Here is a 26568-nt window from a genome sequence, read left to right on the forward strand (position 1 = left end):
GCGCAAGCGGAGTTCTATTCCGCCGCTACGGCAAGGGGTGCGCGGCTACCAAGCACAGTCTCCGCCTCACCGACCGCCTGTGCGACACGCCTCAGCAGCGCTTCGGAGACAGGCACACCATTGTCGAAGTCGCGGTCGGTCGCATAGACGGCGGTCGGCAGCGCAAACGCTTCGAAAAAACCGAACAACGGCCGCAACTGATGTTCGACGATCAGCGCATGGCGATCGCCACCGCCAGTCGCGGTCAAAAGCACCGGCTTGCCGCGCAGTGCCGATGGATCAAGCAGGTCGAAGAAATGCTTGAACAGACCGGTGTAGCTGCCCTTGTACGTCGGCGACCCGATGACGAGGACATCCGCTTCCGTTATCGCCTGCAGGATCGCCTGTGCGGGCTCATCCAGCGCCGCTGCCCTCCGAGCGCTGACAAGTGATGGGCCGAGGTCCTCGATGTCCCAGCTTCTTGCCGGCAAACCGTTGCGGCGGCCGATCTCCTGGACGATGTGGTCGACAAACGCCAGGGTCTTGGACGGCCGGGTGATGTTGCCGGAAAAGCCGACAATGCGCGCGCGAGTCATGGACAATCTCCTTTATTCCAATGCGTATCAGGATGCCGAGGCGGCAACACGCGGGCGAACGCCGCGGCCGAATTCGACATCCCAGCCGCGCAATGCCGGCGCGGCCGCGCCATGCAGATCGAGCTTCGGGAAGAGCAGTTCGGCCACATTGTAGGCCTCTTCCAGGTGCGGATAGGCGGAGGCGATGATGGTTTCGATGCCGATCGCCTGATATTCGCGGATGCGGGCCGCTACATTGTCGGGGCTGCCGACAAGCGCCGTCCCCGCACCGCCACGCACGAGGCCAAGTCCGGCCCAGAGATTGGGGCCAACGACCAGTTTGTCGCGACGACCCTGATGCAGCGCCGACATGCGTTTCTGGCCAACCGATTCCGAAACGTTGACGAAGTTGTTCTGCGCCTCGGCGATCACCTCGTCGGTAACATGGCTGATCAGCCGGTCAGCCGCAGCCCAGGCCTCCTCCTCGGTCTCGCGCACGATGAGATGGATGCGCAGGCCAAAGCGAATGCTACGCCCTTCCTGCGCCGCGGCTGCGCGCACGCGCTCCAGCTTTTCGGCCAGTTGATCTACGGGTTCGCCCCAGCTCAGATAGACATCGACATGCTTGGCGGCGATGGCGATGCCGGCGTCCGACGAGCCGCCGAACCAGAGCGGCGGGTAAGGCTTCTGCACCGGAGGGAAGGAAAGGTCGGAGCCTTTCGCCGAAAGATACTGGCCCTCGAAATTCACCTCTTCGCCGGAGAGGATATCGCGCCAGATCGCCAGGAATTCGTCGGTCTGGGCGTACCGTTCGGCGTGACTGAGCTTGTTGCCGTCGCCAGCGAGATCGGCCGGATCGGCGCCGGTGACGACATTGAGCAGGACACGGCCGTTGGAGATACGATCGAGTGTGGCGGCATGGCGCGCAAACAGAGCCGGCGTACCACTGCCCGGCCGCAACGCCACCAGGAAACGCAGTTGCTCGGTCTGCGGGATCAATGCAGCCGCCGTGATCCAGGCGTCTTCGCAGCGTGTGCCGGTCGGCAGGAGGACACCCTTGAAACCAAGCCGGTCCGCGGCCAGGGCGATCTCCCGCAGATAACCGAAGGTTGCCGGCCGATGGCGCTCATCGGTGCCGAGATACGGCCCATCGCCATGGGTGGGCAGGTACCAGTAGACGTCGAGGGGCGCGTTGGACATGGGATGTTCCTTCTGCGGTCGCTTTGTATCGATGGTTCAGATCTTGCCCTTCCAGGGCACCAGCTTGCGTTCCAGCCAGCGCATGCCGCTCGCGAACAGGAAGGCCAGCACTGCAATGAGGATGAGGCCGACGAAGACGACATCGGTGGACAGGAAGTTGGCCGCCGACATGATCATGTAGCCAAGGCCGGAACGGGCAGCGATGAGCTCGGCCGCAACCAGGCAGGAGAGGCCGGCGGCGACCGCGATGCGCAGGCCGGTCAGGATTTCCGGCAGGGCCGAAGGCAGGATGATGTTGGTGAAGAGCTGCAGCCGCGTCGCACCGAGTGAAAGCGCGGCATTGATGCGCTCGGCTGGCACCGACCGCACACCGGCCTGCGCCGAAAAGCAGATCGGCGCGAAGGTCGACAGCGACAGCAGAACGATCTTGGAAGATTCGCCGATGCCCAGCCAGATGATCAGCAGCGGCAGATAGGCGAGTGGCGGCAGCCCCCAATAGAGCCCAATCGGTACCGAGAGCGTGCCTCGGACCCAGCGGTTCAGGCCCATCAGCAATCCGATCGGAACACCCAATACGACCCCGATGCCGAGCGCTACGAGGATACGACCGAGGCTCGACAATGTGTGCTGCAGCAGTGTGCCATCCGCATAACCGTCCAACGCGACTGCCTGGAATTGCGTCAGCACCTCCGCCGGCGACGGCAGGAACAGCGGCGAGGCCCATTCGAGTTGGGTGGCGGCAAACCACAATGCCAGCAATGCCAGAAGGGTGATCGTGCTGATCAGCAGCGTGCCTGAAGGAGCACTCCTGCCAATCCGGTTCGCAGGCTGACGACGCAGCTTCGGCGCCGGCTGAACATGCGTGAAGATCGTGCGAGGATCTGCGGCAAGCGTCATTGCAAGGTTCCTTTGCCTGCTGGCCGGTGGATGAGCGCGCGGATTTCCTCGCGCAATTCGATGAAACGCGGATCGGAGAGGATCGGGCCGATGTCGCCCGTCTCGGCAAATTCGCGCACGAAACCTACCTCGAAGCGCGCGACGATGCGTCCGGGCCGCGGCGACATCACCACCACGGTGGTGCCAAGCGTCAGCGCTTCTTCGATAGAGTGGGTGATGAACAGAATCTGCTTGCCAGTGCGCGCCCAGACCGAAGCCAGCAATTGCTGCATCGTCTCGCGGGTCAGGCTGTCGAGCGCGCCAAACGGTTCGTCCATGAGCAGGATTTTCGGGTCCGTCGCCAGGGCACGCGCCAGACCGACACGCTGGCGCATGCCGCCCGACAATTCGTAAGGCGGCTTGTCGGCGAAATCTGCAAGACCAACCAGGTCGAGCAGCTCGCGCGCCCGCTCGCGCCGCGCCGTCCTGGAGACACCGGCAAACTTCAGCCCCAGCGCGACATTGTCGACCACGCTTGCCCAGGGCAGCAACGTATCCTTCTGGAAGACGACGCCGCGATCGCCGCCAGGACGATCGATCTCCTCACCATCCAGCGTGATCGAACCTGCGCTCAAAGGCAGGAAGCCGGCGATGGCATTGAGCAGGGTCGACTTGCCGCAACCCGACGCGCCGACCGCTACGACGATGGAATCGGGAGCGATATCAAGCGATACGTGGTCGAGCGCATGGACGGCGCTGCCGTCAGAGGCTGGAAAGGTGACGCTGGCGTCGCGGATTTGAAGCATGGTGAGCCCTCAAAAAGCGGGTGCGAGCCGTGTCCGGCCCGTACCCGCTCCATTCGTCAGTTGGAGACCTTGGCGGCCGCCGCATATTGCGGATCGGCGAAGACGCCGTAATCGTCCTTCACGGCCGTGATCTTGCGCTGTTCCTTCAGGAAGCCGGCGGTATCCCTGAGGATTTTGGCGACACCGCTGTTTTCACCGCCACCAAGCCACTTGTCGGACAGCTGCTCGGCGAGCGGCGGTACAACCGTCGTCTTGATGCGCTCGGCATGGTCGGCCGGTGTGCCGCCCTGCAGGCCGGCGATCAGCTTGATGTTTTCCGAATCCGGGCCCCATGCCGCCTTGTCGTTGGCGAAGGAGGTGAAATAGCCGTCCACCTGCTGCACATACTGCGTCAGGAAATCGGGATGTTCCTTGGCGAATTCACCGGTTGCGACCAGCGCGCTGAAGGTCGGCGCACCACGGTCAGCCACCTCGCCTGCGGTCAACAGCACCTTGCCGTTTTTCTTCAGCTCGGACAGCGCCGGATCCCAGACGAAGGCACCGTCGATGTCACCGCGCTTCCAGGCCGCGACGATCTCCGGCTGCGGAATGGCAATGACCTGGGCGTCCTTTTCAGCAATGCCCTCCTGCTTCAGCACGGCAAGCAGCTGATAATGGTCGGTGGAGACCGGTGCCGCAGCCAGCTTCTTTCCCTTCAGGTCCTTCGGGGACGTGATCTCGGGTCGAACCACCAGCGCTTCACCATCGCGAGAGACGGAGGAGATGTAGAAGCCCTTGACGTCCAGCCCCTTGGACACGGCAGCAGCATACGGGCTGGAGCCGACATCACCGATCTGCACGGCGCCGGAAGCGATGGCGGCGAAGATGTCCGCACCAGAATTAAAGCGGCGGAACTCGATATCCCAACCTGTCTTCCTGGCGATGTCGCCATTGGCGATACCGACGAAATACGGGGTCGAGCCGGTCTGATAAGCAATGACCACCTTCTTATCGTCCGCGGCGAAGGCCAGCGAGACGGAAGCGCCCAGCGAGAGACCCGCGAGGGCGGCAGTGAACAGTTTGCGCATGCGTTTACCCCTTTCCATGATCGAGGTTGCCCCTCGAAACATCAGCGCACGTCGCTGATCGGGTTAAACGCTACTGAATTTGTAGAATTAGTTCAGAAAGCTTTTTGCGAATGTCGCCGCACTTGCGAACGATCTGTCTAACGACTGGCTGAAATGCCGAACCCGAGGTTCAATACGAGAGGTTTTGCCCCCGGGACCGGCAAAAAAGTTCCGAAGCAGCTCACCTCAATAGGTGGTGCGACCGCCCGAGAGATCGAAGGTGGCGCCAGTGGTGAAGGAGTTCTCATCGGAGAGCATGAAGGCGACCATGGCGGCGGCTTCCTCCACCTCGACAAAGCGGCCGCGCGGCACCTTACCCAGCATATAGGTGACCTGTGTTTGTGGAAGCTGCTCCAGGATACGCGTGCGCGCCGGCGAAGGTGTCAGCGCATTGACGGCGATGTCGTGCCCGGCGAGTTCCTTGCCGAGTGACTTGGTCAATGCAAGAACACCGGCCTTGGCTGCCGAATAGGCGGCAGCGTTCGGATTGCCTTCCTTGCCTGCCACCGAAGCTACGTTGACGATGCGGCCGTAATCGGACGCGATCATGTTGGGCACCAGCCGCCGGCAGCAATAGAAGACGCCGTTGAGGTCGATGTCGACAATCTGCCGCCAGGCATCCGGGTTGTAGTCGACCAGTGGTGCCGCAGGCCCGGCGATGCCGGCGTTGTTGACCAGAAGATCAACAGCGCCGAAGGCCCGTTCCGTCTCGGCGGCCGCTTCATCGACTGCCTCGATCCTGGCCTGATCGCACCAGACAGCCCTGGCCTCCCCCAGTGCCGACAATTCCTGGATTGCTGTTGCCATCGCGGCATTGTCCAGGTCCCAGATGGCAACCCTGGCGCCCGACGACAAAAGCCGGCGTGCAACAGCCAGCCCGATGCCTTGTGCGCCTCCGGTGATCACCGCGACGCGGCCGGCGAGATCGACTCTGTTGATACGGCGGTTCATGAGATGGTCCTTTGCGGGATGGGAAGCTCAGGCTTCCGGCTTGATACGGAAATCCTTGCCTTCAGGCAGGGTCTGGCCGCCATCGACCACCACGGTGGTGCCGGTGATGTAGGAGGCTTCGTCGGAAGCGAGGAACAGCGCAGCATTGGCGATGTCCTGCGGCGTGCCCAGCCGCCCCAGCGGGATCGCCTCCCGCATGGTGCGGATGAATGCCTCCGACCGGTGCTGCTTCACCCCTTCTGTCAGGATGTTGCCCGGCTCAAGGCCATTGACGGTGATGCCGTAGCCGGCGAACTCCAGGGCGGCCGACTTGATGAAGCCGTTGATGCCGGCCTTGCTTGCCGAATAGTGGCCGTGGCCGGGACTGGTAACGCGCGGCCCGGTGATCGACGAGGTGAAGATCATGCGGCCATACCCCTTCTCGCGCATGACCGGCAGCGCTGCCCTTGCGGCCAGGAATGTGCCCTTGAGATTGACACCCAGCACGGCGTCCCACTCCTCCGGTGAGGTGTTCTCGATCAGTGTCCACGGATAGATCCCGGCGTTCTGCACCAGGATGTCGAGCGTGCCATAGGCTGCGACTACAATGCCGACGGCCTTGCGGGTGTCCGTAAAAGAGGAAACGTCGATCTGCGTGAACTGCCCGCCGAGCCGTTCGGCCGTCGCCTCGCCCGCTTCCACTTCCCGGTCGGCGATGACGACTTTCGCCCCCTCCTCCACAAACCGTGTAGCGATTGCCTCGCCGATGCCGCGCGCGGCGCCGATCACCAGCGCGACGCGGTTTTCCAGCCTCAATGTCATCGAAGCGATTCCTCTGTTGGGTTATGTTCTGGTGGCGCTGCGCGCTATTTGAAGCCCGACATCGAGATGCCTTCGATGAACTGCTTTTGCGCGATCAGGAACGCGATGATGATAGGCGCCACGGAAATCAGCACGGCCGCCATCATCAAAGTCCATTTGCCGGCATATTGCTGCTGCAGGAGCGCAAGCCCTACCGGCAAGGTGGTCGTCTGCATGTCGCTCGGCAGATAGATCAGCGCCGTGAACAAGTCGTTCCACGAAAACATGAACGCGAAGATCGCGAAGGCGGCGAGCGCAGGCTTGGCCAGCGGCAGGTAGATACGCCAGTAGATGGTGAGCAGGCTTGCCCCGTCGATGCGCGCGGCTTCAGCCAGTTCGATCGGTATGGTCTTGAAGTATTGCCTGAGCAGGAAAGTGCCAAAGGCACCGCCGAGGAAACTCGGCAGGTACATCGGCACCTGGGTGCCATAGAGGCCGAGCCATTTGAACAGGATGAACTGTGGGATGGTGGTGATCTGCTGCGGAACCATCAGCGTGATCAAGAGCAGGAAGAACAGCGCGTCACGGCCTCGGAAACGGGTCACAGCAAAGATGAAGGCGCCCATCGAACAGGTCAGCAACTGCCCGAACGTGGCAATCACGGCGATCTTGAAGGAGTTCCACAGCATGATGTGAAACGGCATGATGGTCCAGATGTCGCGATAGTTGGTAAGCGTGAAGATGGGCGGGATCAGCGAGCGGGAATATTGATCCGCCGGCAACTTCAGCGAAGTCGAGACCATCCAGACGAATGGCGCGACCATGACGATACCACCGGTGAGCAGCAGCACCACGGCAACGACATTGCCGCGGATTTCCTCGGCACGGCGGCTCATGCTTCAGCTCCGAACTTCTTCTGGACACGGATGTAGAACAGCGTGAACAGCGCGATGATGGCCGTGAGAATAACGGCCCGGGCTGCTGCGTCGCCCATGCGGAAGAAACGGAAGCCGGTGCGGTAGACCGAGAAGACCAGCGTCGGGAAGGTCGAATTTCCGTTGGACAGGCGCGTGAGCATGTAGATGTAGTCGAAAGCCTGGAAGGCATGAATCGTGGAGAGCACGCCCTGGAAGAACAGGCTGGGCACCATGGCCGGCACCGTCACGTAGATGAGACGCTGCCAGGTGGTGGCTCCGTCGACGCGTGCGGCCTCATACAGTTCCCGCGGGATCGCCTGCAGCCCGGCCAGGAACACGATCATGCCCTCGCCTATGGCACCCCACACATTCACGATGACGACCGAATAGAGGATGACCTTCGGTCCCAGCCAGTTGACCGGATTGCCCCCCAAGGTCGTGATGAAAGAATTTAGCACGCCCTGGTCCTGCGCGAAGATCCAGCTCCACAGCAAACCGACCGCCGTCGGCGAGGAAACGACCGGCAGGAAGAACAACGCACGCAACAGCGAGATGCCGCGGATGTGGCGGTTCATCAGGCAGGCCACAGCAAAGCCGATGGCGAGCGTCAACGGCACATAGATCAGCGAGAACAGTGTCGTGTTGATCAGTGCCGTGCCGAACATGCGGTCATTGGGAAGACTGGTGTAGTTGGTCGTGCCTGCCCACTTGATCGGGGTCAGCATATCCCAGTCAAAAAAACTCAATGCCAGCGTGGCGAGCACGGAGCCGAACACGCCGATGGTGAGGCCGAGCAATGTCGGCGCGAGCAGCAGGAGCAGACCTGCGCGCTCTCCCCGTAGTGGCTTTAAGGTGCTGGACAAGGCAATCCCCGGAAAGGCCGATGGATCTAGCGATTGTTGGCGAGGACTTCGTCGCCCGCGGCAACCGCTTCATTGATGGCGTCTGCGATGGGGACTTCCCCACTCCAGGCGCGATGCAGGGCATCCCCCACGGCGGAAGCCCATTCTTCGTACCCCTTGAACACGGGCTTCAGATGCGCATAGGCCAGCGCATCGACGAACAGCTTGTGGTCGATCGGCGCATTCTTCTGAACCAGATAGGCGGGGCTTGCGGTGATCGCCTCCTGGATCGGGATCGCGAAGCCCAGTTGCGCCAACTCCTCCTGGGCATGCGGGCCGATCGCGAATTTCAGCAGCTCCCAGGCCTCCTTTGGATGCTTGGTGGTCGAGGAAATGGTGAAACCGGCGCTGTTGATGCTGGTGGCGCGTCCGTCAGGCCCCTTCGGCAGCGGGGCCACGCCCCATTTGAAGGTTGCGGGCACATAATCGGGCACCGACCAATGGCCGCTGACGCCCATGGCGGTAACGCCCGCCTGGAAACCGTCGAGGCCGAATTGCCTGAGCTGCTCGCTTGTCGGGATCGATTTGTCGTCCAGAACCATGCCGGCAATGAAATTCCACGCCTTCATGGCTTCCGGGCTGCCGATCAGCGTCTTGCCGTTCTTCACGTCGACGATCTCGGCGCCATAGGACCACAGCACGCTGCTCCAGAACACCTCCATGTCGATCAGTTCGGCGAACAGGCCCCATTGATCGATCGTGCCGTCGCCATTCTTGTCCCGTGTCAGTTTCTTGGCGGCGACGCGCAGGTCGTCCCATGTCCAGGTGTCGGAGGGATAGGCAACACCGGCGGCGTCGAACATGTCCTTGTTGTAGAAAAGCGCGACGGTCTGGATATCGCGCGGCAACCCATAATAGCCGTCAGGCGTCTTGTAAGCTTCGAGCGAGATCGGGAAGACGCCCTTCAGGAGATCAGGTTCCGCATCCACCAAAGGCTGAAGGTTGAGCAACGCGCCACGCGCCTGCCAGTCGGGATAATTGGAAGCGTCCATTGCAAAGACATCGGGTGCAGTGCCGCCGGCGACCAGAACGCGCAACTTCTCCCAGTAGGAATCCCAGTCGTTGACCTCGACCTTCAGCTTGACGCCGGGATGCGTCTTCTCGAAGTCGGCGGACAGTTTCTGCCATACCGCGATATCGACCGGCCCGCCGAACAGCGTCATGGTCAGCTCGGTATCTGCCAGCGCCGTGGAGCACCACAGGAGACTGCCTGCCAGTACAACACCGCGGGAAACACGCCTCAGCCACTGTGCCATCTTCGCTCCTCCCTCGCCCAGCTGAACGCCAGGTCGCTTCCTTGTTCGACTGCCCTGCGCCAACTCCTGCCGACCGACAGAGTTCGATCGCATCGAGTTGGAGCGGCAGTTTTGTTGATAGCCAGACTATTGCAGAAAGCGGATAAAACTACCTAATTGAGGCCAATAAATTCCTGAATCCCAGCCTCCATCTGGACGATCGCTGTTGCCGTGGCTAGCTTTCGGCCTTCTCGCATATCCGCACACTGATGCGTCGAACGAGGGTCGCCGCAATGGACATTTCATCACAGTCACCGGAAGCTGTATCGAGCAGGCGCCCGAGCGCGCCGCAGCGCCGAAAGCTGTCCGCGGCCGTCCAGGATGACAGCGACTTTCTGCCGAGGGACAGCTTCTTTGCCGATCTGCAGGTAGCGGAAGCAATGCCGCTGGCGCACTGGCACGACCATGTCGAATTCAACTTCATGGTATCCGGTTCGATGACCTACCTGTTCAACGGCAACCGCATCGTCCTGCGGCCGGAAATGCCCTATTGTTTCTGGGCCGGCGTGCCGCACCAGGTTGTCAAAGTGACGGAACCCGCCAGACTGATCTGTGCCTATGTTCCCTTCGCGGCATTCCTGGCACTCACCCTGCCCGACGCGTTCAAGACTTCGGTGCTCAACGGCCGCATGATGACCGTGACCGAACCGGACCCAATGGATAACCTGCTGTTCCAGCGTTGGGCACAGGAATGGGCCCCGGCGCCGAGCGAGGCGCTCGCGCAGATCCTGCGCGAGGAGATGCGGCTGCGCGTGCGTCGGCTGGCACTGCGCAGCGTCGCTGCCGAGATCGATGACCGCTCGGGCATCAAGGTTGATGAACCGCAGGGCACAATCACTGCCAAGACCAAGGCAGACGACCGATTGATCGACCGGGTGCAGAAAATGACGAATTACATCAACAAGGAATTCGCCAACGACATCCAGCTCGCTGACATCGCCAAGGTCTGTGGCCTGCATCCCACCAACGCGATGGCTGCCTTCAAGAGCGTGCTGGGCGTTACGATCGCCCACTACATTCGTCGCCAGCGTCTCAGCCATGCAATGATGATGCTGGCCGACACCGACCGCTCGATCATCGAGATTGCTTTCGCCTGCGGCTACGGTTCGTTGAGCCGGCTCTATCATGCATTCCAGAGCCAGCTGGAAATGACGCCACGCGACTACCGAAAGCAGTTTAGATCCTAGATCAGAGACCTGATTACCGGTACAAAATCATTGTCTTACACGGATTTCCTCGACTTAATCCGAGATCAATGACCCAAACAGCTCCCGGTCTCCGCGTCGAACAGATGCAACGTCTCCGTTCGCGGAGATAGATAAACTGTCTCGCCCCTCGTCCAACGGGGGCGCTCGGTGGTCTGAACCGTCAACTGCCGACCGTCCACTTCGACCAGCAGGGTCGTGAAAGCGCCATTCATCTCGACTGTAACGACGCGGCCGGGGATGGGTCCGGCTTCGGTCAGTGCGACATGTTCAGGGCGAAAGCCACACACCACCGCCCTGCCCGCTTCACCACGCTTGCCGGCAGGCAATCGTAACAGACAGTCAACGTTGACACGAACATGCAGCACTCCGTCGGCTACTTCGAGGTGCCCGTCGACAAAGTTCATTGCGGGCGAGCCGATGAAGCCGGCGACGTGGAGGTTGGCCGGATTGTCATAAAGTTCGAGCGGAGTACCGATCTGCTCGACGCGACCGTCGCGCATAACCACGATACGGTCAGCCATGGTCATGGCTTCGACCTGGTCGTGTGTGACATAGATCGCCGTGGTGCCCAGCCGCTGTTGCAGCGAACGGATCTCGCCACGCATGACGACACGGAGCTTGGCGTCGAGATTGGACAGCGGTTCGTCAAACAGGAACACCTGCGGGCTGCGCACAATGGCGCGGCCCATGGCGACGCGCTGGCGTTGGCCGCCCGACAGCTGCTTCGGGAAACGCTCGAGATAGTCGGTGAGGCCAAGTATCTGTGCAGCTTCGCGGACGCGGCGGTCGATCTCGGTCGACTTCTCGCCACGCAATTTCAGCGAGAAACCCATGTTCTGGTGCACCGTCATATGCGGATAAAGCGCATAGTTCTGGAACACCATGGCGATGTCGCGCTCCTTGGGCGACACGTCGTTCACGACACGTCCACCGATGCTGATCGTGCCCTCGGTAATTTCCTCAAGCCCGGCGATCATGCGCAGCAGCGTGGACTTGCCACAGCCGGACGGGCCGACGAGGACGAGGAACTCTCCGTCACGCACATCGATGTTGACGTCGTGCGTGACGCGCAGATGGCCATACTGCTTGTTGATGTTCCTGAGTTCGACGCCGGCCATGACACTGCTCCTGAAGCAATACCAGCAAAAGGCGCGCAGCGCTTCTTGCGTTCGGAGTTCCGTAAAAACAAAGAGTTAGAGCGTTTCCATCTTCCCGCAAAGCAGAAACGCTCTAGCGGTAGCTCGGCAGGAGGTTGCCGTGGGCGACGATCAGGTCGTCAACAAGCGAAACGATCTCGTCGAGCGAAAGCTGCGCGGCGGTATGCGGATCGAGCATTGCGGCTTGATAGATGGCCTCGCGGGTGGAGGTCAGCGCTGCCTCCACAGCCATTTCCTGAACATTGACGTTGGTGCGCATGATGCCCGCGAGCTGCGCCGGCAGCTTGCCCATGCGCACTGGCTGGATGCCGTTGCGGTCGACATGGCACGGCACCTCGACGCCACAGCCTTCGACCAGATTGTCGATCAGGCGGTCGTTGCGGACATTGCCGTAGATCAGTGAGGGCTTGCCGGTCACCATCGAATGGATGATGGCGGCCGCATACTCGTTGCTCCTGCAGACCTCCAGAGGCTTGTTCGGATCGGCCAGTTCATCGCGCAGCCGGTTCCAGTCCGCGATCTGCTCCTCGCACCACACGGGGTACTGGTCGAGAATGACCTTGTAGCGGTCGATGATGTCTTGGCGGCCCGGCTTGATGAACCAGGAATTGTATTCGGAGAAATGGGTGCTGGATTCGGTCACGAAATGCCCGAAGTGGCGCAGGACCGCGAAACGGACGGAATCATCCTGCGGGAAGCTTCCGTCCGCCGCCATCCGCCGAAGCCTCGGGTAGAGATCCTCTCGCGAGCCGTCAGCAAGGCGTTTTTCGAACTTCAGGAAGAAAGAGACGTGGTTCAGGCCGGCGCAGGTGTAGTCGATATCCGCAATGTCTTCGCCGAGGCAGCGGGCGAGATGACCGGACGTTTCCTGCACGCTGTGGCAAAGGCCGACATAACGAATGTCCGGTGCGGCCCGCGTCGTCGCCCAGGTGTTCATGGCCATCGGGTTGACGTAGTTCATCATCAACGCGTTCGGGCAGAGCTCACGCATATCGCTCGCGATGTCGAGGATCACCGGAATGGTGCGCAGCGCGCGGAAGATGCCGCCGATACCCAGCGTGTCGCCGATGGTCTGACGCAGTCCGTACTTCTTCGGCACCTCGAAATCGGTGACGGTAGCCGGACGATAACCGCCGACCTGCATCATCAGGATGACGAAATCGGCATCCTTCAACGCCTTGCGACGGTCCAGCGTCGCCTCGACCTTCAGTCCGGCCAGGCCAAGCGTTTCGCCGATGCGGCGCGCCACGGTCTCGGAGGTCGAAAGCCGCTCCGGATCGATATCGAAAAGGCTGATTTCCGAATCCTGCAGTTCGGTATTGCTCAGTACATCACTGAGGATGTTCTGGGCGAAGACTGTGGAGCCCGCGCCTACGAGGCAGATCTTGGCCATGGAAAGTTCCTTTTGGTCCGCAAAGTCGATGCCCGGACGGGCGTTCCAAAAGGGAAAATCTACTGTTCAGACGCAAATTTCTTGCCGGCAAGCCCCTGAAAATTCCCGAAAGACAGTGACTGCCGGGCAGACCAAGGGAACTGCCCGGCCCAGGCGTCAATGGAATTCGTGGCTCCCCTCGAATTCGGCTGACAGCCGAATGCCGAATGTGTGCTTCCTGTCGTCGCCATGCCTGTCGAAGGCATAACCTGCAGCGATCTGCCAACTCTCATTGCTGAGGCCGAGATCCCGGCCGAACTTGTAGGCGACGGTTGCGTCGAACAGATGCTCGATGAGGTCCGGCTCGTCGGTGATCTGCTCGCGCTGCTGGGTATAGGAGATCGAATAGGTCATCGCCTCGCGCTGCAGCGCTGCCGACACGGTCAGGAACAAGGCATCGTCGGCACCACCGCCGAAATTGTTGAACCAGGCGGCTTCCGTGAACAGTTTCAGCGTCATCTCGTTGCCCAGGGCCACATTGCCGTTCAGCCCGCCCAGCAATCCGGTTTCATTGCCGAAACTGTGTTCACCGCCCTTCTGAAAGCGTGCCCCCAGGCGATATCCGAATGTGCCCTCATCATAACAGCTGGCAGCGCCAGCCCCGAGGCACCCGGAAAAATCAAGCGCTACCGAGGATATACCATCGCTGTTGCCCGCGCCGCCATCCTCCCGGGTGTGGCGGCCACGATTGGTGAACAGCGATTCCGACAGAGAGCTGCGATCCACTCCGAAGGCTGCGACCTCGATTTCATTGTGGAAACCGCCTGTCTCAAAGCCATAGGCGACTGAGGCGCCCACTCGTTCCTTCAGCTCATAATTGCCGGCGAGGTCGGTGCCGTGGATGCCGGGCGTGATGTCCCAGGCCTTGCCGAAAGCCGGGTGAAACTTGCCCACGCGCAGTCCAATCCCACCGACATGGAACTGTGCGTTGAGTTCGGAAACATAAGAGCCGACGTGGTGAAAATACTGGTTCACGCCCAGTTCCTCGTCCTTCACCTCCTCCGTGATCAAATGGCCGAAAAACGCAACGCCCTCGACCGGACGATAGGATGCGGTGAATTCGACCGTCGGCGCGGCGACAAAATAGTCGTCGTCGGCATGGTGTGGAAACCGGTTCCAGTTCCCGACCGTCTCCATGTAGGCATAGTAGTCGATGCAAGGCGCGCTGCATTCGCCAGCCGACGCCCGCTCTACACCCGCGAAGGCCGTGGTCGCCAAAGCAATTCCAGCAAAAGTGCACAGCGATTTTGCGTTCGGAATTGCGCAAAAACAAAGAATTAGAGCGTTTCCGCGTTTCCGCGAAAGGCGGAAACGGTCTGGTATAGCGGGCGCAAAAAGCCAGTATCGTGTCATGAGATGCTCCGTCCTTCCCCTCTGAAAGAGCTTCGGACGGTTTTGTTTTGCCGGCTCCCATGCCGTTTCCCGTCCAGCGCAAAAGCTGCGCCGGACAGCCGGGATGGTCTTGTCGAAGTTCGAACGATCACTCCTGGAAACAAGCGATTTGGGCTACTTTTCCCCGGACGGCAGCCTGCACCGGCGCGCTGGCCGCGCGATTTGCCAGCTCTGCCTGCTTCCGCCTCGCCGCACGCGATGCTAGGCATCGCCAGTCCCTAACCGAATTGGAAACGACCTTGGCCAGTCCCGACGTGACGAAAAAACTCCCGGTGATCGAAATCTGTGTCGAGGGCATCGATGGGCTGCTTGCCGCCGAACGTGCCGGCGCCGACCGTGTCGAACTCTGCGCCAGCCTTGTCGAGGGTGGCATCACGCCGAGCCTGGGCACCGTCCGCCTGGCGCTGGAACTGGCCAGGATCCCATTCCATGTCATCGTGCGCCCACGCGGCGGCGATTTCCTCTACAGCGAGACGGAGTATCGCTCCATGCTGGCCGATATCGCGGCGCTTCGCGAACTCGGCGTCGCCGGGGTCGTGGTCGGCTGCCTCACCGCCGATGGTACGATCGACGAAGAGCGCATGACCGGCCTCGTCGATGTTGCCGGCCCACTCGCGGTCACCTGCCACCGCGCCTTCGACATGACGCGCGACCCAACCGAAGCGCTCGAAGCGTTGATCCGCTGCAAGGTTGGACGTGTGCTCACTTCTGGACAGCGCGACACGGCCATTGAAGGTGCTGATCTGCTGGCGACGCTCGTCAGGCAGGCGGCTGGTCGCATCATCATCATGGGCTGCGGCGCACTCGATCCCCAGAACATTGGCGCGGTAAGGGCAAAGACCGGGCTGACCGAAATGCATTTCGCTTCTCTCAGGGATGAAGCCAGCGGCATGCTCTACCGCAACCCGCATGTCGGCATGGGCGGTGACGATCTTGACCGCGAGTACCGCAACACGCTTACCGATGAGGCGCTTGTCGCGGCTACCATCAAGGCTGCGCGTACATGACCACATCTCCCATCGAAGCCGTGCAGGCCGCCGACGAAGCGGCCGTGCTCGCGCTCAACAATGAGAACGCCGCCGAACTCTCCTGGCTGGAACCGGAAGAGCTTTCCGCGCTGGTCGACACGTCGTTTTCAGCAAGCCGTATCGGTGATCTCGAGGCTTTCCTGCTGACTTTCGACCAGACGGCAACTTACAGCAGCCCGAATTTTCTTTGGTTCAGGGAGCGCTACCCGCGCTTTGTCTATGTCGACCGCATCGTGGTTGCAGCCGGTGCTCGCGGACGCGGTCACGCGCGACGGCTCTATGAAGACCTCTTCGCGCGCGCAGAGGCTGCAGGGCATGACGTCGTCACATGCGAAGTGAACCTGGACCCGCCCAACCCGACTTCGGATGCCTTCCATGCGGCCCTCGGCTTCCGGGAAGTCGGCGAAGCGCTCATCCACGGCGGCAAGAAGGCGGTCCGCTACTACGCAAAGCAATTGAAGGGTTAGGTTTTGAAAGGATGCGACCCGGACGGAGCCGCATCCTTTCAAACGTCACTGGAACAGCGGCAAGGCGCTGGCCAATGTCATCAAGAACCCCCACGCCAGCGGGATGCCGACCAGCAACCAGGCAAGCAGGAGCTTGAGCGAACTGCCTTGTGTCTCATTGGTCATATCATCCTCCCTCAAGCCGGCTGTTCGACTTTCATGTGAAAGCGCTCGTTCACCGGCCGCATCAAGAGATTGAGCACAAACCCGACGACCAGCAGGCCGGCCATGATGTACATGGTGACCGTGTAGGCGTCTGCTTTCGCGACACCGCTGTCGATCTGATACTGCCGGATGTAGTTGACCAGCACGGGCCCGAGCACGCCGGCGACCGACCAGGCGGTCAACAGGCGGCCATGAATCGCGCCGACGTAACGCACGCCGAACACGTCGCGCAGATAGGCAGGTATGGTGGCAAAACCACCGCCATACATCGACAGGATCACACCGTAGAACAGCACGAACAGGAAGATGCTGCCTGTCTGCCCCGTCCATGGCACCGCCGCATAAAGAATGACACCAAGCAGGAAGAAAATGGCGTAAGTGGTTTTACGGCCGATGAAATCACTGGTCGATGCCCAGAAAAAACGGCCCAGCATGTTGAAGATCGACAAAAGGCCGACGAAACCCGCCGCGGCGGCTGGCGAAATACGACCCGGGAACATCTCCTGGCTCATCGCCGATGCCTGACCGAGCACGCCGATGCCCGCGGTCACGTTTAGGCAGAGCACACCCCAAAGCAGCCAGAACTGTGGTGTCTTCAACGCATCATCCAGATGAACGTTGGCGCTCGTCACCATTGCGCTCTGCTTCACCGGCGGCGTCCAGCCGGCCGGCCGCCAGCCATCCGGCGGCACGCGCACCAGCGTGGCGCCGATCATCATGAAGACGAAATAGACAACGCCCAGCACCAGGAAGGTTTCCGCAACGCCGACATGGCTTTCGGTCGAAAACAGCTTCATCAGGTAGACCGAAAGCGGCGAAGCGATGAAAGCGCCGCCGCCGAAACCCATGATCGCCATGCCGGTCGCCATGCCGGGTCGGTCCGGGAACCAGGTGATCAAAGTCTTCACGGGAGAGATATAGCCAAGGCCCAGGCCGATACCGCCGATAACGCCGTACCCCAGATAGATGATCCAGAGCTGGTGCAGATACACGCCCAGCGCAGAGATGAGAAAGCCACCCCCGAAACAGCAGGCGGCCAACGCCATCGCCTTGCGCGGCCCGACCCGGTCCAGCCAACCGCCGCCAAAGGCGGCTGCGATGCCGAGGAACGCGATCGCGATCGAGAAAATCCAGCCGAGGCTGGTCAGCTTCCAGTCGTCTGGCGCGGATTCCGTGATGCCGATCAGTTTTGACATCGGCAGGTTGAACACGCTGAAGGCGTAGGCCTGACCAATACACAGATGGATGCAAAGCGCTGCTGGCGGTACCAGCCAACGGTTGAAACCGGGTTCGGCGACTGTATGCGTTCGGTCGAGCCAACTGCCCGGCGCTTCTGTCCTGGCCTGCATTTCACTCCTCCCTCGTCGTTCGCGGGGGAGGATAGAACTGCGGCGGAAGCAAGCAACGGCGAATGATCCCTCCACTACCAATGTCTAATTTCGATGTCGCTAATATGATAAACTGGATACCTGGGGCGCTATCGCAAATCCTTGACCAGGAACAGTTCCGGGATGGATTGCAAATGCCCAAACGCCACGCTCCCGGCGTCGCGAAAACCGTTTCTGCGGTGCCAGGCCTGCGGCTCGGCTTCGTCGCTTTGCGAGGAGGTCATCAGGAGTGTTGCGCCCGCAGCCCGCATCGTCGCCTCCCAATGCCGGAACACCGCTGTGCCGATACCGGAACGCCGGTGATCGGGAAGTACCATGATCAGGTCCATGAAGGGGATCGTTCCCCAGAACCAGCTGAAGCGCAGGAAGCCGATCGGTTCGCCCTCCTGCTCCGCTATGATGTACTCGCCGAGCGACAGGCAGCGGGTTATCCATCGTTCGGGCACATGGCGATCGTGCGCCAACAGCCAGTCGAGGTGGCGGTTTTCCGCGCGAATGGTAGTTGCACGCATACACACATCCCCAGTTGCCGGACACCTAGCTCGAGATAAAACCCAATCAAGCAGGCCGGCTGGACCCAACCGGCCGCAATCCGTTGGCATAAGGGGCATTGCCGGATGCTTCGTCACTGCGCAACGGCATATAGGTTTTTATCGTCCGATGCTTGCCTTGCGCGCGACGATATAGGGTCGCTTGTCGTCGCCCTTGGCCGCATGGTTCTCAATTGCGAGAATCTCGAAACCGGCAAGCGCGATGCAGAGGCTGAGCTCCTTCGTGCTGAAGGTGCCGGCATAAGGCGCCTTGCCGATCATGCGCAGCGCCGGCAGAAGCGCCAGGCGGATCAGCGGGTTCATGTCGCCGAGACAAGGCGTCTTGGAAATGAACAGTCCGTTTGCTGCGAGCAGGTCGTGGATGCCGCGCAGCGTGCCCGGCAGGTCGCGTACCAGATGGAGATAGTTGAAGCCGAGAACCGCGTTGAACAGCCCGACGTCGGTGTCCAGGACTTCAACGGTTGCCGTACGGAATTCAAGCCCCGGGATCGGCGCGGCGGCATGTTTTTCCGCAGCGATCGCGATCATGGCTGGGGAAAAATCGGTTGCCAGGTAGCCCCTCACCGCATCTGCCAGCCGCAACGCGGTCGTTCCCGTGCCACAGCCAAGTTCAAGCACATGATCGTCGGAATTAAGCTGCGATCGCGTCCGCTCGAGCGTTCGTTGATATCCATCCTCGTCTGCGATCGCGGATTTGGCGTAGTTCCGCGAACTCCGGTCCCAGAAACGGGCGTCGCTCGCAACGCTCATTCAGAGTGCTCCCCATGCAGCTATCGGATTTCGTGCATAGAAGGCACGCATTGCCTGAGCATTGCGTCAGCAATGATACTTCAGGAAACGACGAGACGCCGCACAGCGTCTACGCGAACGCGCAGACAAGCCAGGAAAAGGAGCCGTACGGTTCCTTTCTCTTGAATGCGCTCGCCGTCAGCCGTTGGCGGCGGCGACAGCGCGCTTTGCCATGACACTGATCAGGTTTGCCCGGTAATCGGCCGACGCATGGATATCCGTCATCAGGTTGTCCGCCGATATCCTGGCACCCGCAACCGCTGACGGATCAAACGACCCGGCCAACGCGGCCTCGATCGTCTTCGCACGGAAGACGCCATTGTCGCCGGCTCCGGTGACGGCGACGCGCACGTCATCCTTGCCTGTCGCCTTGCCCTTGGTCACGAACACACCAACGATGGCATAGCGCGAGGCAGGGTTGCGGAACTTCTGGTATGCCGCCTTGGCGGGGGCTGTGAATGTAACGGCCGTGACGATTTCGCCGTCCTTCAAGATCGTCTCGAACAACCCCTTGAAGAACTTTTCGGCGGCTATCTCGCGCTTGTTGGTGACGATCGTCGCACCCAATGCCACCATGGCGGCCGGATAGTCGGCGGCCGGATCATTGTTGGCGATCGAGCCGCCGATCGTACCGCGATGACGAACCGCAGGATCGCCGATCATCGAGGCAAGTTCGGCCAGTGCCGGACAGGCCTTCTGCAGCTTGGCGTCGGTGGACACCTCGTAATGCGTGGTTGCCGCGCCGATGGTCACGGTCTTGCCGCTGACCTTGACGCCCTTCAACGCCGCGATCCTGGACACGTCCACAAGATCCGACGGCGCCGCCAGGCGCGTTTTCATGGCCGGGATCAATGTCATGCCACCCGAAAGCAGCTTGCTGTCACCGGTCTTCAGCAGCTTCACCGCATCGGCGACAGAATTGGCGCGATGGTAGTTGACGGAGTACATAGCTCGTTCTCCTCAGAGAGATTTCGACAGGGCAGCCGGCGATAGGCAATCGGCAGTCGTGCGAAGTCGTTCCGACTGCCGACTACCCATCTCACTGCCTCTTCAATGTTTCTGCGCCGCCGCCCACACCCGCGAAGGCGTAGCCGGCATGGTGAAATCGGCGATGCCCAGGGCATCGGTAAGGGCATTGATCACCGCGGGAGGCGAACCGATGGCACCTGCCTCGCCGCAGCCCTTGATGCCGAGGGGATTGCCCGGGCACGGCGTGTTAGAGGTCGAAACCTTGAAGGACGGCAGGTCGCCAGCGCGCGGCATGGTGTAATCCATGTAGCTCGCCGTCAGGAGTTGGCCGCTGGTGTCGTAGAAAGCACCTTCCAGCAAGGCCTGACCCACGCCTTGCGCGATGCCGCCATGCACCTGCCCCTCGACGATCATCGGGTTGATGATGTTGCCGAAATCGTCGGCCGCCACGAACTGGATGATCTCGGTCAGGCCGGTTTCCGGATCGACTTCGAGCTCGCAGATGTAGCAACCTGCCGGGAAGGTGAAGTTGGTCGGATCGTAGAAGGCCGTCTCCTTGAGGCCAGCCTCCATGCCGCCCGGCAGATTGTGCGCAGTGTAGGCGGCGAGCGCCATCTGGAACCATGGCACGTTCTTGTCGGTCCCGGCCACTTTCAACGCACCGTTTTCGATGACGATGTCACCTTCATCAGCCTCCATGAGATGCGCCGCGATTTTCTTGGCCTTGGCCTCGACCTTGTCGAGAGCCTTGACGATCGCGCTCATGCCGACCGCGCCGGAGCGCGAGCCGTAGGTGCCCATGCCCATCTGCACCTTGTCCGTGTCGCCATGCACGATGCTGACGGAGTCGATCGGCACGCCGAAGCGGTCGGCGACCAGCTGCGCGAAGGTCGTCTCATGACCTTGACCGTGGCTGTGCGAGCCAGTCAGCACCTCGATGGTGCCAACGGCGTTCACCCGCACTTCAGCCGATTCCCAAAGGCCGACGCCGGCCCCAAGCGAACCGACCGCCGCCGATGGTGCGATGCCGCACGCCTCGATATAGCAGCTCATTCCTATGCCGCGCAGCTTGCCGGCCTTCCTGGCCTTGTCGCGCCGCTTGGTAAACCCGGCATAATCTGCAGCTTTCATGGCAGCATCGAGCGAAGCGCCGTAGTCGCCAGCGTCGTAACACATGATCACAGGTGTCTGATGCGGGAACTGGGTGATGAAATTCGTGCGTCTCAGTTCCGCGGGGGACACGCCGAGCTCCCGGGCAGCTGTTTCGATGGTACGCTCGATCAGATAGGTCGCTTCCGGTCGCCCAGCCCCGCGATAGGCGTCAACGGGCGCGGTGTTGGTGTAGACAGTGCGCACATTGGCGTGGATGGCGGGGATGTTGTACTGGCCCGACAATAGCGTGGCGTACAGATAGGTCGGCACGGAAGACGAAAAGAGCGACATATAGGCGCCGAGATTGGCGACGGTATCCACCTTCAGACCCGTGATGCGGTTGTTCTTGTCAAAGGCCATCTCCACGGTCGAGTGGTGGTCGCGGCCATGCGCGTCGGTCAGGAAGCTCTCGGTGCGGTCGGCTACCCATTTCACCGGCACGCCCGCCTTCTTGGACGCCCACAGGCAGACGACCTCTTCCGGATAGATGAATATCTTGGAGCCGAAACCGCCGCCGACGTCAGGCGCGATGACACGCAGCTTGTTTTCCGGCGCGACGTTGTAGAAGGCGCTCATCACCAGACGGGCGACATGCGGGTTCTGCGACGTCGTCCAGCATGTGTAGTGGTCCTCACCCTTGTCGTAGTGCCCAAGCGCCGCGCGTGGCTCCATGGCGTTGGGAACCAGACGGTTGTTGATGATCTTCATGCGTGTGACGTGATGCGCCGACTTGATCGCGGCATCCGCCGCCTTGGCGTCGCCGATCTCCCAGTCGAAGATGAGGTTGTTGTCGGCTTCGGGATGCAGTTGTGGCGCCCCCTTCTCCAGCGCCTTCACCGCGTCGACGACGGCTTTCAATTCCTTGTAGGTGACCTCGACAGCCTCGGCTGCGTCGCGCGCCTCGCCTTTGGTGTCGGCGATAACGATCGCCACCGCATCGCCGACATAACGGACGCGGTCGAAGGCGAGTGGCGACCAAGCCCCCATCTTCATTGGCGAGCCATCCTTGGAGTGGATCATCCAGCCGCAGATGAGATTGCCGATGCCGTCGGCCTTCAATTCCTTGCCGGTCAGGACGGCGACCACCCCAGGCATGCCCTGCGCCTGTTTGACATCGATCTTCTTGATCTGTGCATGCGCATGCGGGCTGCGCACGAAGACGGCATGTTTCATGCCGGGAACCACCATATCGTCGACATAGCGGCCAGCGCCCATGATGAAGCGCTTGTCTTCCTTGCGTGTGACGCGAGCGCCAATTCCTTCCATACCCATCAAAATTCTCCTCCGGAACCTTGAAGTGAATTCATTCTGGCCGGTTCAGTCGCGTGCGAACAACTCGTGATCGGTTTCGCAACGATGGTCAGACTGTCGGCCGGTTATCCGATCGCAGCTCAGGCAGCCTTCTTTGTCTTAGGCTTCGATGCCTTCGACATCGCTTGAGAAGCAGCCAGTATCGCTTTGACAATGTTATGGTATCCGGTGCAGCGGCAGATGTTGCCTTCCAGCTCCGCCCGCACCGTTGCTTCGTCCAGCCCCTCGGGATGACGCGCAATCATGTCAGTCGCGGTCATGATCATGCCCGGCGTGCAGAAGCCGCATTGCAAGCCATGGTGCTCCTTGAACGCCGCCTGCACCGGATGCAGATCCGCGCCATTGGCGATGCCTTCGATGGTCACGACGGTTGAACCGGAAGCCTGCGCGGCCAGTATCGAACAGGACTTGATCGCCTTGCCATCGACATGGACGACGCAAGCGCCGCACTGCGAGGTATCACAACCGACATGCGTGCCGGTAAGTCCTTGATGTTCACGTAGAAAATGAACCAGAAGCGTGCGGTCCTCGACGGTGGCGCGCACCTGTCTGCCGTTCACGGTCAACGAAATGTCCGACATGAAGCCTCCCTGGGTGTTCAACCTCGGTAGACTGCCGGCTTCCTCCGGACGGACCGGCAGACCGCTATTCTTGTGTTCTGGAATCGCTTGGAAATTCGCTCCCAACATCTCCGTTTTGCGAGAATGCAATCCGCCCAATACGCCGTATATTGTACTTTCGGTCACGGGCTGGGGACAGCCCCCATTGCCATTCGAGGAGGCCTACTGCAACAATACGACCGGCGTTGAGGAGCGCCGGCAAAATTGGGAGGAGAAGCTGGTCGCTTCGCGGACGCGCTATGCGTGCGGCCTGTCGGCGCTCACTTCAAGCGAGCCCGATGCGGAGCATTTTGCCGCCGAAATCGCTCGGGAAGCCGATGCGATCGGTGCCGGTTACATGTTGCTGTTTTTCTCGCAAAGCCTGATCGATGCGCAGACGCTAGCGGACGCGCTGAAACGGCATGCCCCCGCCCTGGCCTACGCCGCCTGCTCGACCGCCGGCGAGATCACGCCGGATGGGCTGGAGGAAGGCCATATGCTGGCGATGCTGCTGCCTTCAGCCACCTTCACCGTTGCCAGTGCGATGGTGCAGAACCTGTCATCATCGGCGATGGACGGCATCACCGGCGAAGTGGAGGTGCTGAGACGCACGCTGCGTGCCACCAGTAAAAATGCGCGGGCCGGCAATGTCTTCGCACTCTGTTTCATCGATGGCCTGTCCTACGCGGAAGAAGCCGTCACGTCGGCGATCCACTGGGGTCTCGATGACATCCCTCTGCTTGGGGGATCGGCCGGCGACGACCTCAAATTCGAGACCACCACGCTGATCAGCAATGGCCTTGTCGCTTCCGACTGTGCCATTGTCGTGCTGATCGCCACGACCATCCCGTTCCACGTCTTTAAAACCGATAATTTCGTCCCGACCGACGAAAAACTGGTGGTGACGGCGTCCGATCCCGACCACCGCATCGTGCGCGAGTTCAACGCCGATGTCGCAGCCACCGAATATGCCGCCGCCGTCGGCGTCGTTCAGCAGACGCTGACGCCGTTCTCCTTCGCCTCGCACCCCGTCGTGGTGAAGGTGGGCGGCGAATATTATTGCCGCTCCATCCAGAAGATGAACTCGGATGGCTCGCTATCCTTCTTCTGCGCCATCGACGACGGCGTGGTCCTGTCCGTCGCACAGCCCCTGGGCATGGTCGAGACCACCAAGGCTACGCTCAAGGATGTCGAGTCCAAACTGGGGCCTATCGACATGATCCTAGGCTTCGATTGCGTTCTGCGCCGGCTTGATGCCCGCAATCGCCAGGTGTTCCGGGATATTTCCGAACTCTATCGCGCCAACAAGGTGATCGGCTTCGGCACCTACGGCGAACAATACCGCTCCATGCACCTCAACCAGACATTCACCGGCATCGCCTTCGGGCACCCGCAGGCGGCCGAGTAAGCCAATGCCGCTCAACGACATCCGGGATATCGAGCGACTTAAGAAGATCAACGCGGCACTGGTCAGCCGCGTCGAACGTTCCATGGACCAGCAAGGCAACGCTTTCTCACTGTTTCAGACCGCGATCTCGCTCGAAAATCGCGTGCGCATGCGCACGGAGGAACTGCACTCCACCTTGCGCCGGCTGGAACAGTCGAACATGGCGCTTTCGGTCGCCAAGGAAAGCGCCGAACACGCCAATCTCTCCAAGACCAGGTTCCTGGCCGCTGCCAGCCACGACGTGCTGCAACCGTTGAACGCCGCCCATCTGTCGGTATCGGCGCTGGCCGAACTGCAGACTTCAGAGGAAGGCCGCAAGCTGGTTCGTCAGGTCGAGCGTTCGCTGCAGACCATGGAAGACCTGCTGCATACGTTGCTCGACATCTCCAAGCTTGACGCCGGCGTGGTCGAGCCCGAGACGACCGACGTCAACCTGGAAACGCTGTTTTCAGCCTTGCGCTCCGACTTCCAGCCTATCGCTGAAACCAAGGGGCTCTCACTGCGGTTCCGTCCCGCGGCAATCGCGGTCCGGTCCGACCGCACGCTTCTGCGCCGCATCTTGCAGAACATCCTGTCCAACGCGCTCCGCTATACACGGCAGGGCGGCGTGCTTGTCGGCACACGCCAGCGCGGAAACATCATCCGCATCGATGTTGCGGATACCGGCTGCGGCATTCCCGAGGATCAACGCGAAGCGGTATTCGAGGAATTTCATCGCGGCACACGAATGCCGGATGCCGAACTGGCCAGTGGCGGCCTTGGACTCGGGCTCGCCATCGTCAGGCGTATGGCCGGCGCACTCGGTCATCCCGTGACCTTTTCCTCCACCGTCGGGCGCGGCACGATCTTCCACATCGACGTCCCCGTTTCCACGCACTCGGTCCCGGAACCGGGGACAGTCGAAATCGAGCGCCAGCCAGGGTACGGCCTGTTCGGTACCAAGGTCCTGCTTGTGGAGAACGACGCGGACGTGCTGGCCGCCATGACCTCGTTGCTGGAGCGCTGGCAATGCACCGTACGCGCGGCGACGTCGACCGACGAGGCACTGGACGCGCTGGGCGATACCGACTGGGTTCCCGACATCATCATCGCTGACCAGCATCTCGAAGGCGGCGACCTCGGCACCATGACGGTGTCACAGGTGCGCGATTATCTCGGCCGCGCCGTTCCCGCCCTGCTCGTGACGGCCGATCCATCGGAAAGCGTCATGAATGCCGCCCGCGCCGCTGGCATCGAGTTCATGCGCAAACCGTTGAAACCGGCGCAACTTCGAGCGCTGCTGGCGCATTTGTTGGCGTAGGCAGTCGGCCGTCGAATAATGGCAGTCGGTAGCAGGTCAACTCCGGCTGCCGACTGGCTATTGCCGACCGCTTCAAAATCCCTGCTGATCCCGGAACAACTCGGCATTGTCGAGTTTCGACACCTCGATCACCGCCTGCGTGCGGCTGTAGACGTTGAGCTTGCGCAGGATTTCCGAGACATGCGCCTTTACCGTCGTCTCGCCGACCTGCAGTTCATACGCGATCTGCTTGTTCAGCATGCCCTGGCGCAGCATCTGCAGAACCCGCAACTGCTGTGGTGTCAGGCGGGACAGCCGCTGCACCATGTCGGCGCGATCGCTGCTTTCCGTGTCGGGCTGTTCGGCCGTGTATGTGTCAGGCACATAGATCGCGCCCTCCATGACGGAGCGGATGGCTGCCGCGAGATCGTCCTTGCGCACCGATTTCGGGATGAAGCCGGCGGCGCCATAGGACAGGGCCTCGGAAATGATCTTGGGATCCTCATAGCCGGAGACGATCACGACCGGCAGATGAGGATAACGCGTACGCAACTGCAGCAGCCCCTCAAAGCCGTGGACGTCCGGCATGGAAAGGTCGAGCAACGCCAGGTCGAACGGCCGCACCTCAGTCAACAATTCGACCGCCTCGCCGATCGAACGGGCCTCAACGGTATCGACCTCGGGATAGGCCATGCGCACGGCACTGTGCAGAGCCTCCCGAAAGAGCGGGTGATCGTCGATAATCAGAAATCTTGCGACTTCGCTCGCTGCACTCATGGCCGCACTTGCCCCGATCTCGGTCGTCATG

The 26568-nt window shown here is 61.2% G+C and carries 25 protein-coding genes; 5 read left to right on the plus strand and 20 right to left on the minus strand.

What is annotated here, in order from left to right; genetic code table 11:
• Positions 1-14: 14 nt before the first annotated feature.
• The 10 genes from msuE to ACFJIU_RS12455 all read right to left on the minus strand — a co-directional run bounded on the left by msuE (position 15) and on the right by ACFJIU_RS12455 (position 9348).
• Complete coding sequence (msuE, locus tag ACFJIU_RS12410; RefSeq protein WP_379071780.1) at positions 15-575, minus strand: FMN reductase; 561 nt, start codon at positions 573-575, stop codon at positions 15-17.
• 27 nt (positions 576-602) lie between these two features.
• The gene (ssuD, locus tag ACFJIU_RS12415; RefSeq protein ID WP_379071783.1) at positions 603-1754 is read right to left on the minus strand and encodes an FMNH2-dependent alkanesulfonate monooxygenase; all 1152 of its coding nucleotides are present in this window, start codon (positions 1752-1754) and stop codon (positions 603-605) included.
• A 36-nt stretch (positions 1755-1790) separates the two neighbouring features.
• On the minus strand, positions 1791-2651 hold the full coding sequence (locus ACFJIU_RS12420) for an ABC transporter permease subunit (protein WP_379071785.1): 861 nt from the start codon (positions 2649-2651) through the stop codon (positions 1791-1793).
• Positions 2648-3436 (minus strand): taurine ABC transporter ATP-binding protein, encoded by a 789-nt coding sequence (locus ACFJIU_RS12425; protein ID WP_379071787.1) that lies wholly within the window; start codon positions 3434-3436, stop codon positions 2648-2650. The genes ACFJIU_RS12420 and ACFJIU_RS12425 overlap by 4 nt, the downstream gene beginning before the upstream one ends.
• A gap of 56 nt (positions 3437-3492) precedes the next feature.
• Positions 3493-4503 (minus strand): ABC transporter substrate-binding protein, encoded by a 1011-nt coding sequence (locus ACFJIU_RS12430; protein ID WP_379071790.1) that lies wholly within the window; start codon positions 4501-4503, stop codon positions 3493-3495.
• A 225-nt stretch (positions 4504-4728) separates the two neighbouring features.
• A complete protein-coding gene (locus tag ACFJIU_RS12435; RefSeq protein WP_379073067.1) occupies positions 4729-5481 on the minus strand; it encodes an SDR family NAD(P)-dependent oxidoreductase in 753 nt (250 codons plus the stop codon).
• A gap of 39 nt (positions 5482-5520) precedes the next feature.
• Positions 5521-6294, minus strand: coding sequence for an SDR family NAD(P)-dependent oxidoreductase (locus tag ACFJIU_RS12440; RefSeq protein WP_379071793.1), 774 nt, complete (start codon positions 6292-6294; stop codon positions 5521-5523).
• Positions 6295-6338: 44 nt separating this feature from the next.
• A complete protein-coding gene (locus ACFJIU_RS12445; RefSeq protein ID WP_379071796.1) occupies positions 6339-7169 on the minus strand; it encodes a carbohydrate ABC transporter permease in 831 nt (276 codons plus the stop codon).
• Positions 7166-8053: a carbohydrate ABC transporter permease gene (locus tag ACFJIU_RS12450; protein WP_379071799.1), complete on the minus strand. Its 888-nt coding sequence runs from the start codon at positions 8051-8053 to the stop codon at positions 7166-7168. Before ACFJIU_RS12450 ends, ACFJIU_RS12445 begins: the two co-directional genes overlap by 4 nt.
• A gap of 26 nt (positions 8054-8079) precedes the next feature.
• Positions 8080-9348: an ABC transporter substrate-binding protein gene (locus tag ACFJIU_RS12455; RefSeq protein ID WP_379071802.1), complete on the minus strand. Its 1269-nt coding sequence runs from the start codon at positions 9346-9348 to the stop codon at positions 8080-8082.
• A gap of 272 nt (positions 9349-9620) precedes the next feature.
• On the opposite strand from ACFJIU_RS12455, the gene ACFJIU_RS12460 reads away from it, so the two are divergent.
• Complete coding sequence (locus tag ACFJIU_RS12460) at positions 9621-10574, plus strand: helix-turn-helix domain-containing protein (protein ID WP_379071805.1); 954 nt, start codon at positions 9621-9623, stop codon at positions 10572-10574.
• A 65-nt stretch (positions 10575-10639) separates the two neighbouring features.
• On the opposite strand, the gene ACFJIU_RS12465 is transcribed toward ACFJIU_RS12460, so the two are convergent.
• The 3 genes from ACFJIU_RS12465 to ACFJIU_RS12475 form a co-directional block, all read right to left on the minus strand.
• Entirely contained in the window at positions 10640-11713 is a 1074-nt protein-coding gene (locus ACFJIU_RS12465; protein ID WP_379071807.1) for an ABC transporter ATP-binding protein, read from the minus strand.
• Positions 11714-11825: 112 nt separating this feature from the next.
• Entirely contained in the window at positions 11826-13145 is a 1320-nt protein-coding gene (locus tag ACFJIU_RS12470) for an alpha-glucosidase/alpha-galactosidase (protein WP_379071810.1), read from the minus strand.
• A 156-nt stretch (positions 13146-13301) separates the two neighbouring features.
• Positions 13302-14402: a hypothetical protein gene (locus ACFJIU_RS12475; RefSeq protein ID WP_379071812.1), complete on the minus strand. Its 1101-nt coding sequence runs from the start codon at positions 14400-14402 to the stop codon at positions 13302-13304.
• 413 nt (positions 14403-14815) lie between these two features.
• Between ACFJIU_RS12475 and ACFJIU_RS12480 the strand changes: the two genes are divergently transcribed.
• Together ACFJIU_RS12480 and ACFJIU_RS12485 are read left to right on the plus strand one after the other, a co-directional pair.
• Positions 14816-15583, plus strand: coding sequence for a copper homeostasis protein CutC (locus ACFJIU_RS12480; RefSeq protein WP_379071814.1), 768 nt, complete (start codon positions 14816-14818; stop codon positions 15581-15583).
• Positions 15580-16071, plus strand: a complete 492-nt coding sequence (locus ACFJIU_RS12485; protein ID WP_379071815.1) for a GNAT family N-acetyltransferase — start codon at positions 15580-15582, stop codon at positions 16069-16071. The genes ACFJIU_RS12480 and ACFJIU_RS12485 overlap by 4 nt, the downstream gene beginning before the upstream one ends.
• A 176-nt stretch (positions 16072-16247) precedes the next feature.
• Here ACFJIU_RS12485 and ACFJIU_RS12490 read toward each other — a convergent pair whose 3' ends face one another.
• From ACFJIU_RS12490 to ACFJIU_RS12515, 6 genes are all read right to left on the minus strand, one after another.
• Positions 16248-17624 carry an OFA family MFS transporter gene (locus tag ACFJIU_RS12490; RefSeq protein WP_379071818.1) on the minus strand — a complete coding sequence of 459 codons (1377 nt, stop codon included), beginning with the start codon at positions 17622-17624 and terminating at the stop codon, positions 16248-16250.
• Between the two features lie 128 nt (positions 17625-17752).
• A complete protein-coding gene (locus ACFJIU_RS12495) occupies positions 17753-18175 on the minus strand; it encodes a GNAT family N-acetyltransferase (RefSeq protein ID WP_379071821.1) in 423 nt (140 codons plus the stop codon).
• A 138-nt stretch (positions 18176-18313) separates the two neighbouring features.
• Positions 18314-18964, minus strand: a complete 651-nt coding sequence (locus ACFJIU_RS12500) for a class I SAM-dependent methyltransferase (protein ID WP_379071824.1) — start codon at positions 18962-18964, stop codon at positions 18314-18316.
• Between the two features lie 177 nt (positions 18965-19141).
• Positions 19142-19951, minus strand: a complete 810-nt coding sequence (locus ACFJIU_RS12505; protein ID WP_379071826.1) for an FAD binding domain-containing protein — start codon at positions 19949-19951, stop codon at positions 19142-19144.
• Between the two features lie 102 nt (positions 19952-20053).
• Entirely contained in the window at positions 20054-22396 is a 2343-nt protein-coding gene (locus ACFJIU_RS12510) for a xanthine dehydrogenase family protein molybdopterin-binding subunit (protein WP_379071829.1), read from the minus strand.
• A gap of 119 nt (positions 22397-22515) precedes the next feature.
• Positions 22516-23016: a (2Fe-2S)-binding protein gene (locus ACFJIU_RS12515; RefSeq protein WP_379073068.1), complete on the minus strand. Its 501-nt coding sequence runs from the start codon at positions 23014-23016 to the stop codon at positions 22516-22518.
• Between the two features lie 256 nt (positions 23017-23272).
• Between ACFJIU_RS12515 and ACFJIU_RS12520 the strand changes: the two genes are divergently transcribed.
• Both ACFJIU_RS12520 and ACFJIU_RS12525 read left to right on the plus strand, forming a co-directional pair.
• Complete coding sequence (locus tag ACFJIU_RS12520; RefSeq protein WP_379073069.1) at positions 23273-24442, plus strand: FIST N-terminal domain-containing protein; 1170 nt, start codon at positions 23273-23275, stop codon at positions 24440-24442.
• 4 nt (positions 24443-24446) lie between these two features.
• Positions 24447-25781, plus strand: coding sequence for a hybrid sensor histidine kinase/response regulator (locus ACFJIU_RS12525; RefSeq protein WP_379071832.1), 1335 nt, complete (start codon positions 24447-24449; stop codon positions 25779-25781).
• 72 nt (positions 25782-25853) lie between these two features.
• Here the strand turns inward: ACFJIU_RS12525 and ACFJIU_RS12530 are convergent, their stop codons facing one another.
• The gene (locus tag ACFJIU_RS12530) at positions 25854-26567 is read right to left on the minus strand and encodes a response regulator (RefSeq protein ID WP_379071834.1); all 714 of its coding nucleotides are present in this window, start codon (positions 26565-26567) and stop codon (positions 25854-25856) included.
• Position 26568: the final 1 nt, after the last annotated feature.

Source organism: Mesorhizobium sp. UC74_2 (assembly GCF_042701485.1).
Taxonomy (GTDB): domain Bacteria; phylum Pseudomonadota; class Alphaproteobacteria; order Rhizobiales; family Rhizobiaceae; genus Mesorhizobium.

What these genes read in the sequence shown, in the direction of transcription:
- msuE (WP_379071780.1), bottom strand. Translation starts at nt 575, where the DNA reads ATGACTCGCGCGCGCATTGTCGGCTTTTCCGGCAACATCACCCGGCCG.
- ssuD (WP_379071783.1), bottom strand. Translation starts at nt 1,754, where the DNA reads ATGTCCAACGCGCCCCTCGACGTCTACTGGTACCTGCCCACCCATGGC.
- ACFJIU_RS12420 (WP_379071785.1), bottom strand. Translation starts at nt 2,651, where the DNA reads ATGACGCTTGCCGCAGATCCTCGCACGATCTTCACGCATGTTCAGCCG.
- ACFJIU_RS12425 (WP_379071787.1), bottom strand. Translation starts at nt 3,436, where the DNA reads ATGCTTCAAATCCGCGACGCCAGCGTCACCTTTCCAGCCTCTGACGGC.
- ACFJIU_RS12430 (WP_379071790.1), bottom strand. Translation starts at nt 4,503, where the DNA reads ATGCGCAAACTGTTCACTGCCGCCCTCGCGGGTCTCTCGCTGGGCGCT.
- ACFJIU_RS12440 (WP_379071793.1), bottom strand. Translation starts at nt 6,294, where the DNA reads ATGACATTGAGGCTGGAAAACCGCGTCGCGCTGGTGATCGGCGCCGCG.
- ACFJIU_RS12445 (WP_379071796.1), bottom strand. Translation starts at nt 7,169, where the DNA reads ATGAGCCGCCGTGCCGAGGAAATCCGCGGCAATGTCGTTGCCGTGGTG.
- ACFJIU_RS12455 (WP_379071802.1), bottom strand. Translation starts at nt 9,348, where the DNA reads ATGGCACAGTGGCTGAGGCGTGTTTCCCGCGGTGTTGTACTGGCAGGC.
- ACFJIU_RS12460 (WP_379071805.1), top strand. Translation starts at nt 9,621, where the DNA reads ATGGACATTTCATCACAGTCACCGGAAGCTGTATCGAGCAGGCGCCCG.
- ACFJIU_RS12465 (WP_379071807.1), bottom strand. Translation starts at nt 11,713, where the DNA reads ATGGCCGGCGTCGAACTCAGGAACATCAACAAGCAGTATGGCCATCTG.
- ACFJIU_RS12470 (WP_379071810.1), bottom strand. Translation starts at nt 13,145, where the DNA reads ATGGCCAAGATCTGCCTCGTAGGCGCGGGCTCCACAGTCTTCGCCCAG.
- ACFJIU_RS12485 (WP_379071815.1), top strand. Translation starts at nt 15,580, where the DNA reads ATGACCACATCTCCCATCGAAGCCGTGCAGGCCGCCGACGAAGCGGCC.
- ACFJIU_RS12490 (WP_379071818.1), bottom strand. Translation starts at nt 17,624, where the DNA reads ATGCAGGCCAGGACAGAAGCGCCGGGCAGTTGGCTCGACCGAACGCAT.
- ACFJIU_RS12495 (WP_379071821.1), bottom strand. Translation starts at nt 18,175, where the DNA reads ATGCGTGCAACTACCATTCGCGCGGAAAACCGCCACCTCGACTGGCTG.
- ACFJIU_RS12500 (WP_379071824.1), bottom strand. Translation starts at nt 18,964, where the DNA reads ATGAGCGTTGCGAGCGACGCCCGTTTCTGGGACCGGAGTTCGCGGAAC.
- ACFJIU_RS12505 (WP_379071826.1), bottom strand. Translation starts at nt 19,951, where the DNA reads ATGTACTCCGTCAACTACCATCGCGCCAATTCTGTCGCCGATGCGGTG.
- ACFJIU_RS12510 (WP_379071829.1), bottom strand. Translation starts at nt 22,396, where the DNA reads ATGGGTATGGAAGGAATTGGCGCTCGCGTCACACGCAAGGAAGACAAG.
- ACFJIU_RS12515 (WP_379073068.1), bottom strand. Translation starts at nt 23,016, where the DNA reads ATGTCGGACATTTCGTTGACCGTGAACGGCAGACAGGTGCGCGCCACC.
- ACFJIU_RS12525 (WP_379071832.1), top strand. Translation starts at nt 24,447, where the DNA reads ATGCCGCTCAACGACATCCGGGATATCGAGCGACTTAAGAAGATCAAC.
- ACFJIU_RS12530 (WP_379071834.1), bottom strand. Translation starts at nt 26,567, where the DNA reads ATGACGACCGAGATCGGGGCAAGTGCGGCCATGAGTGCAGCGAGCGAA.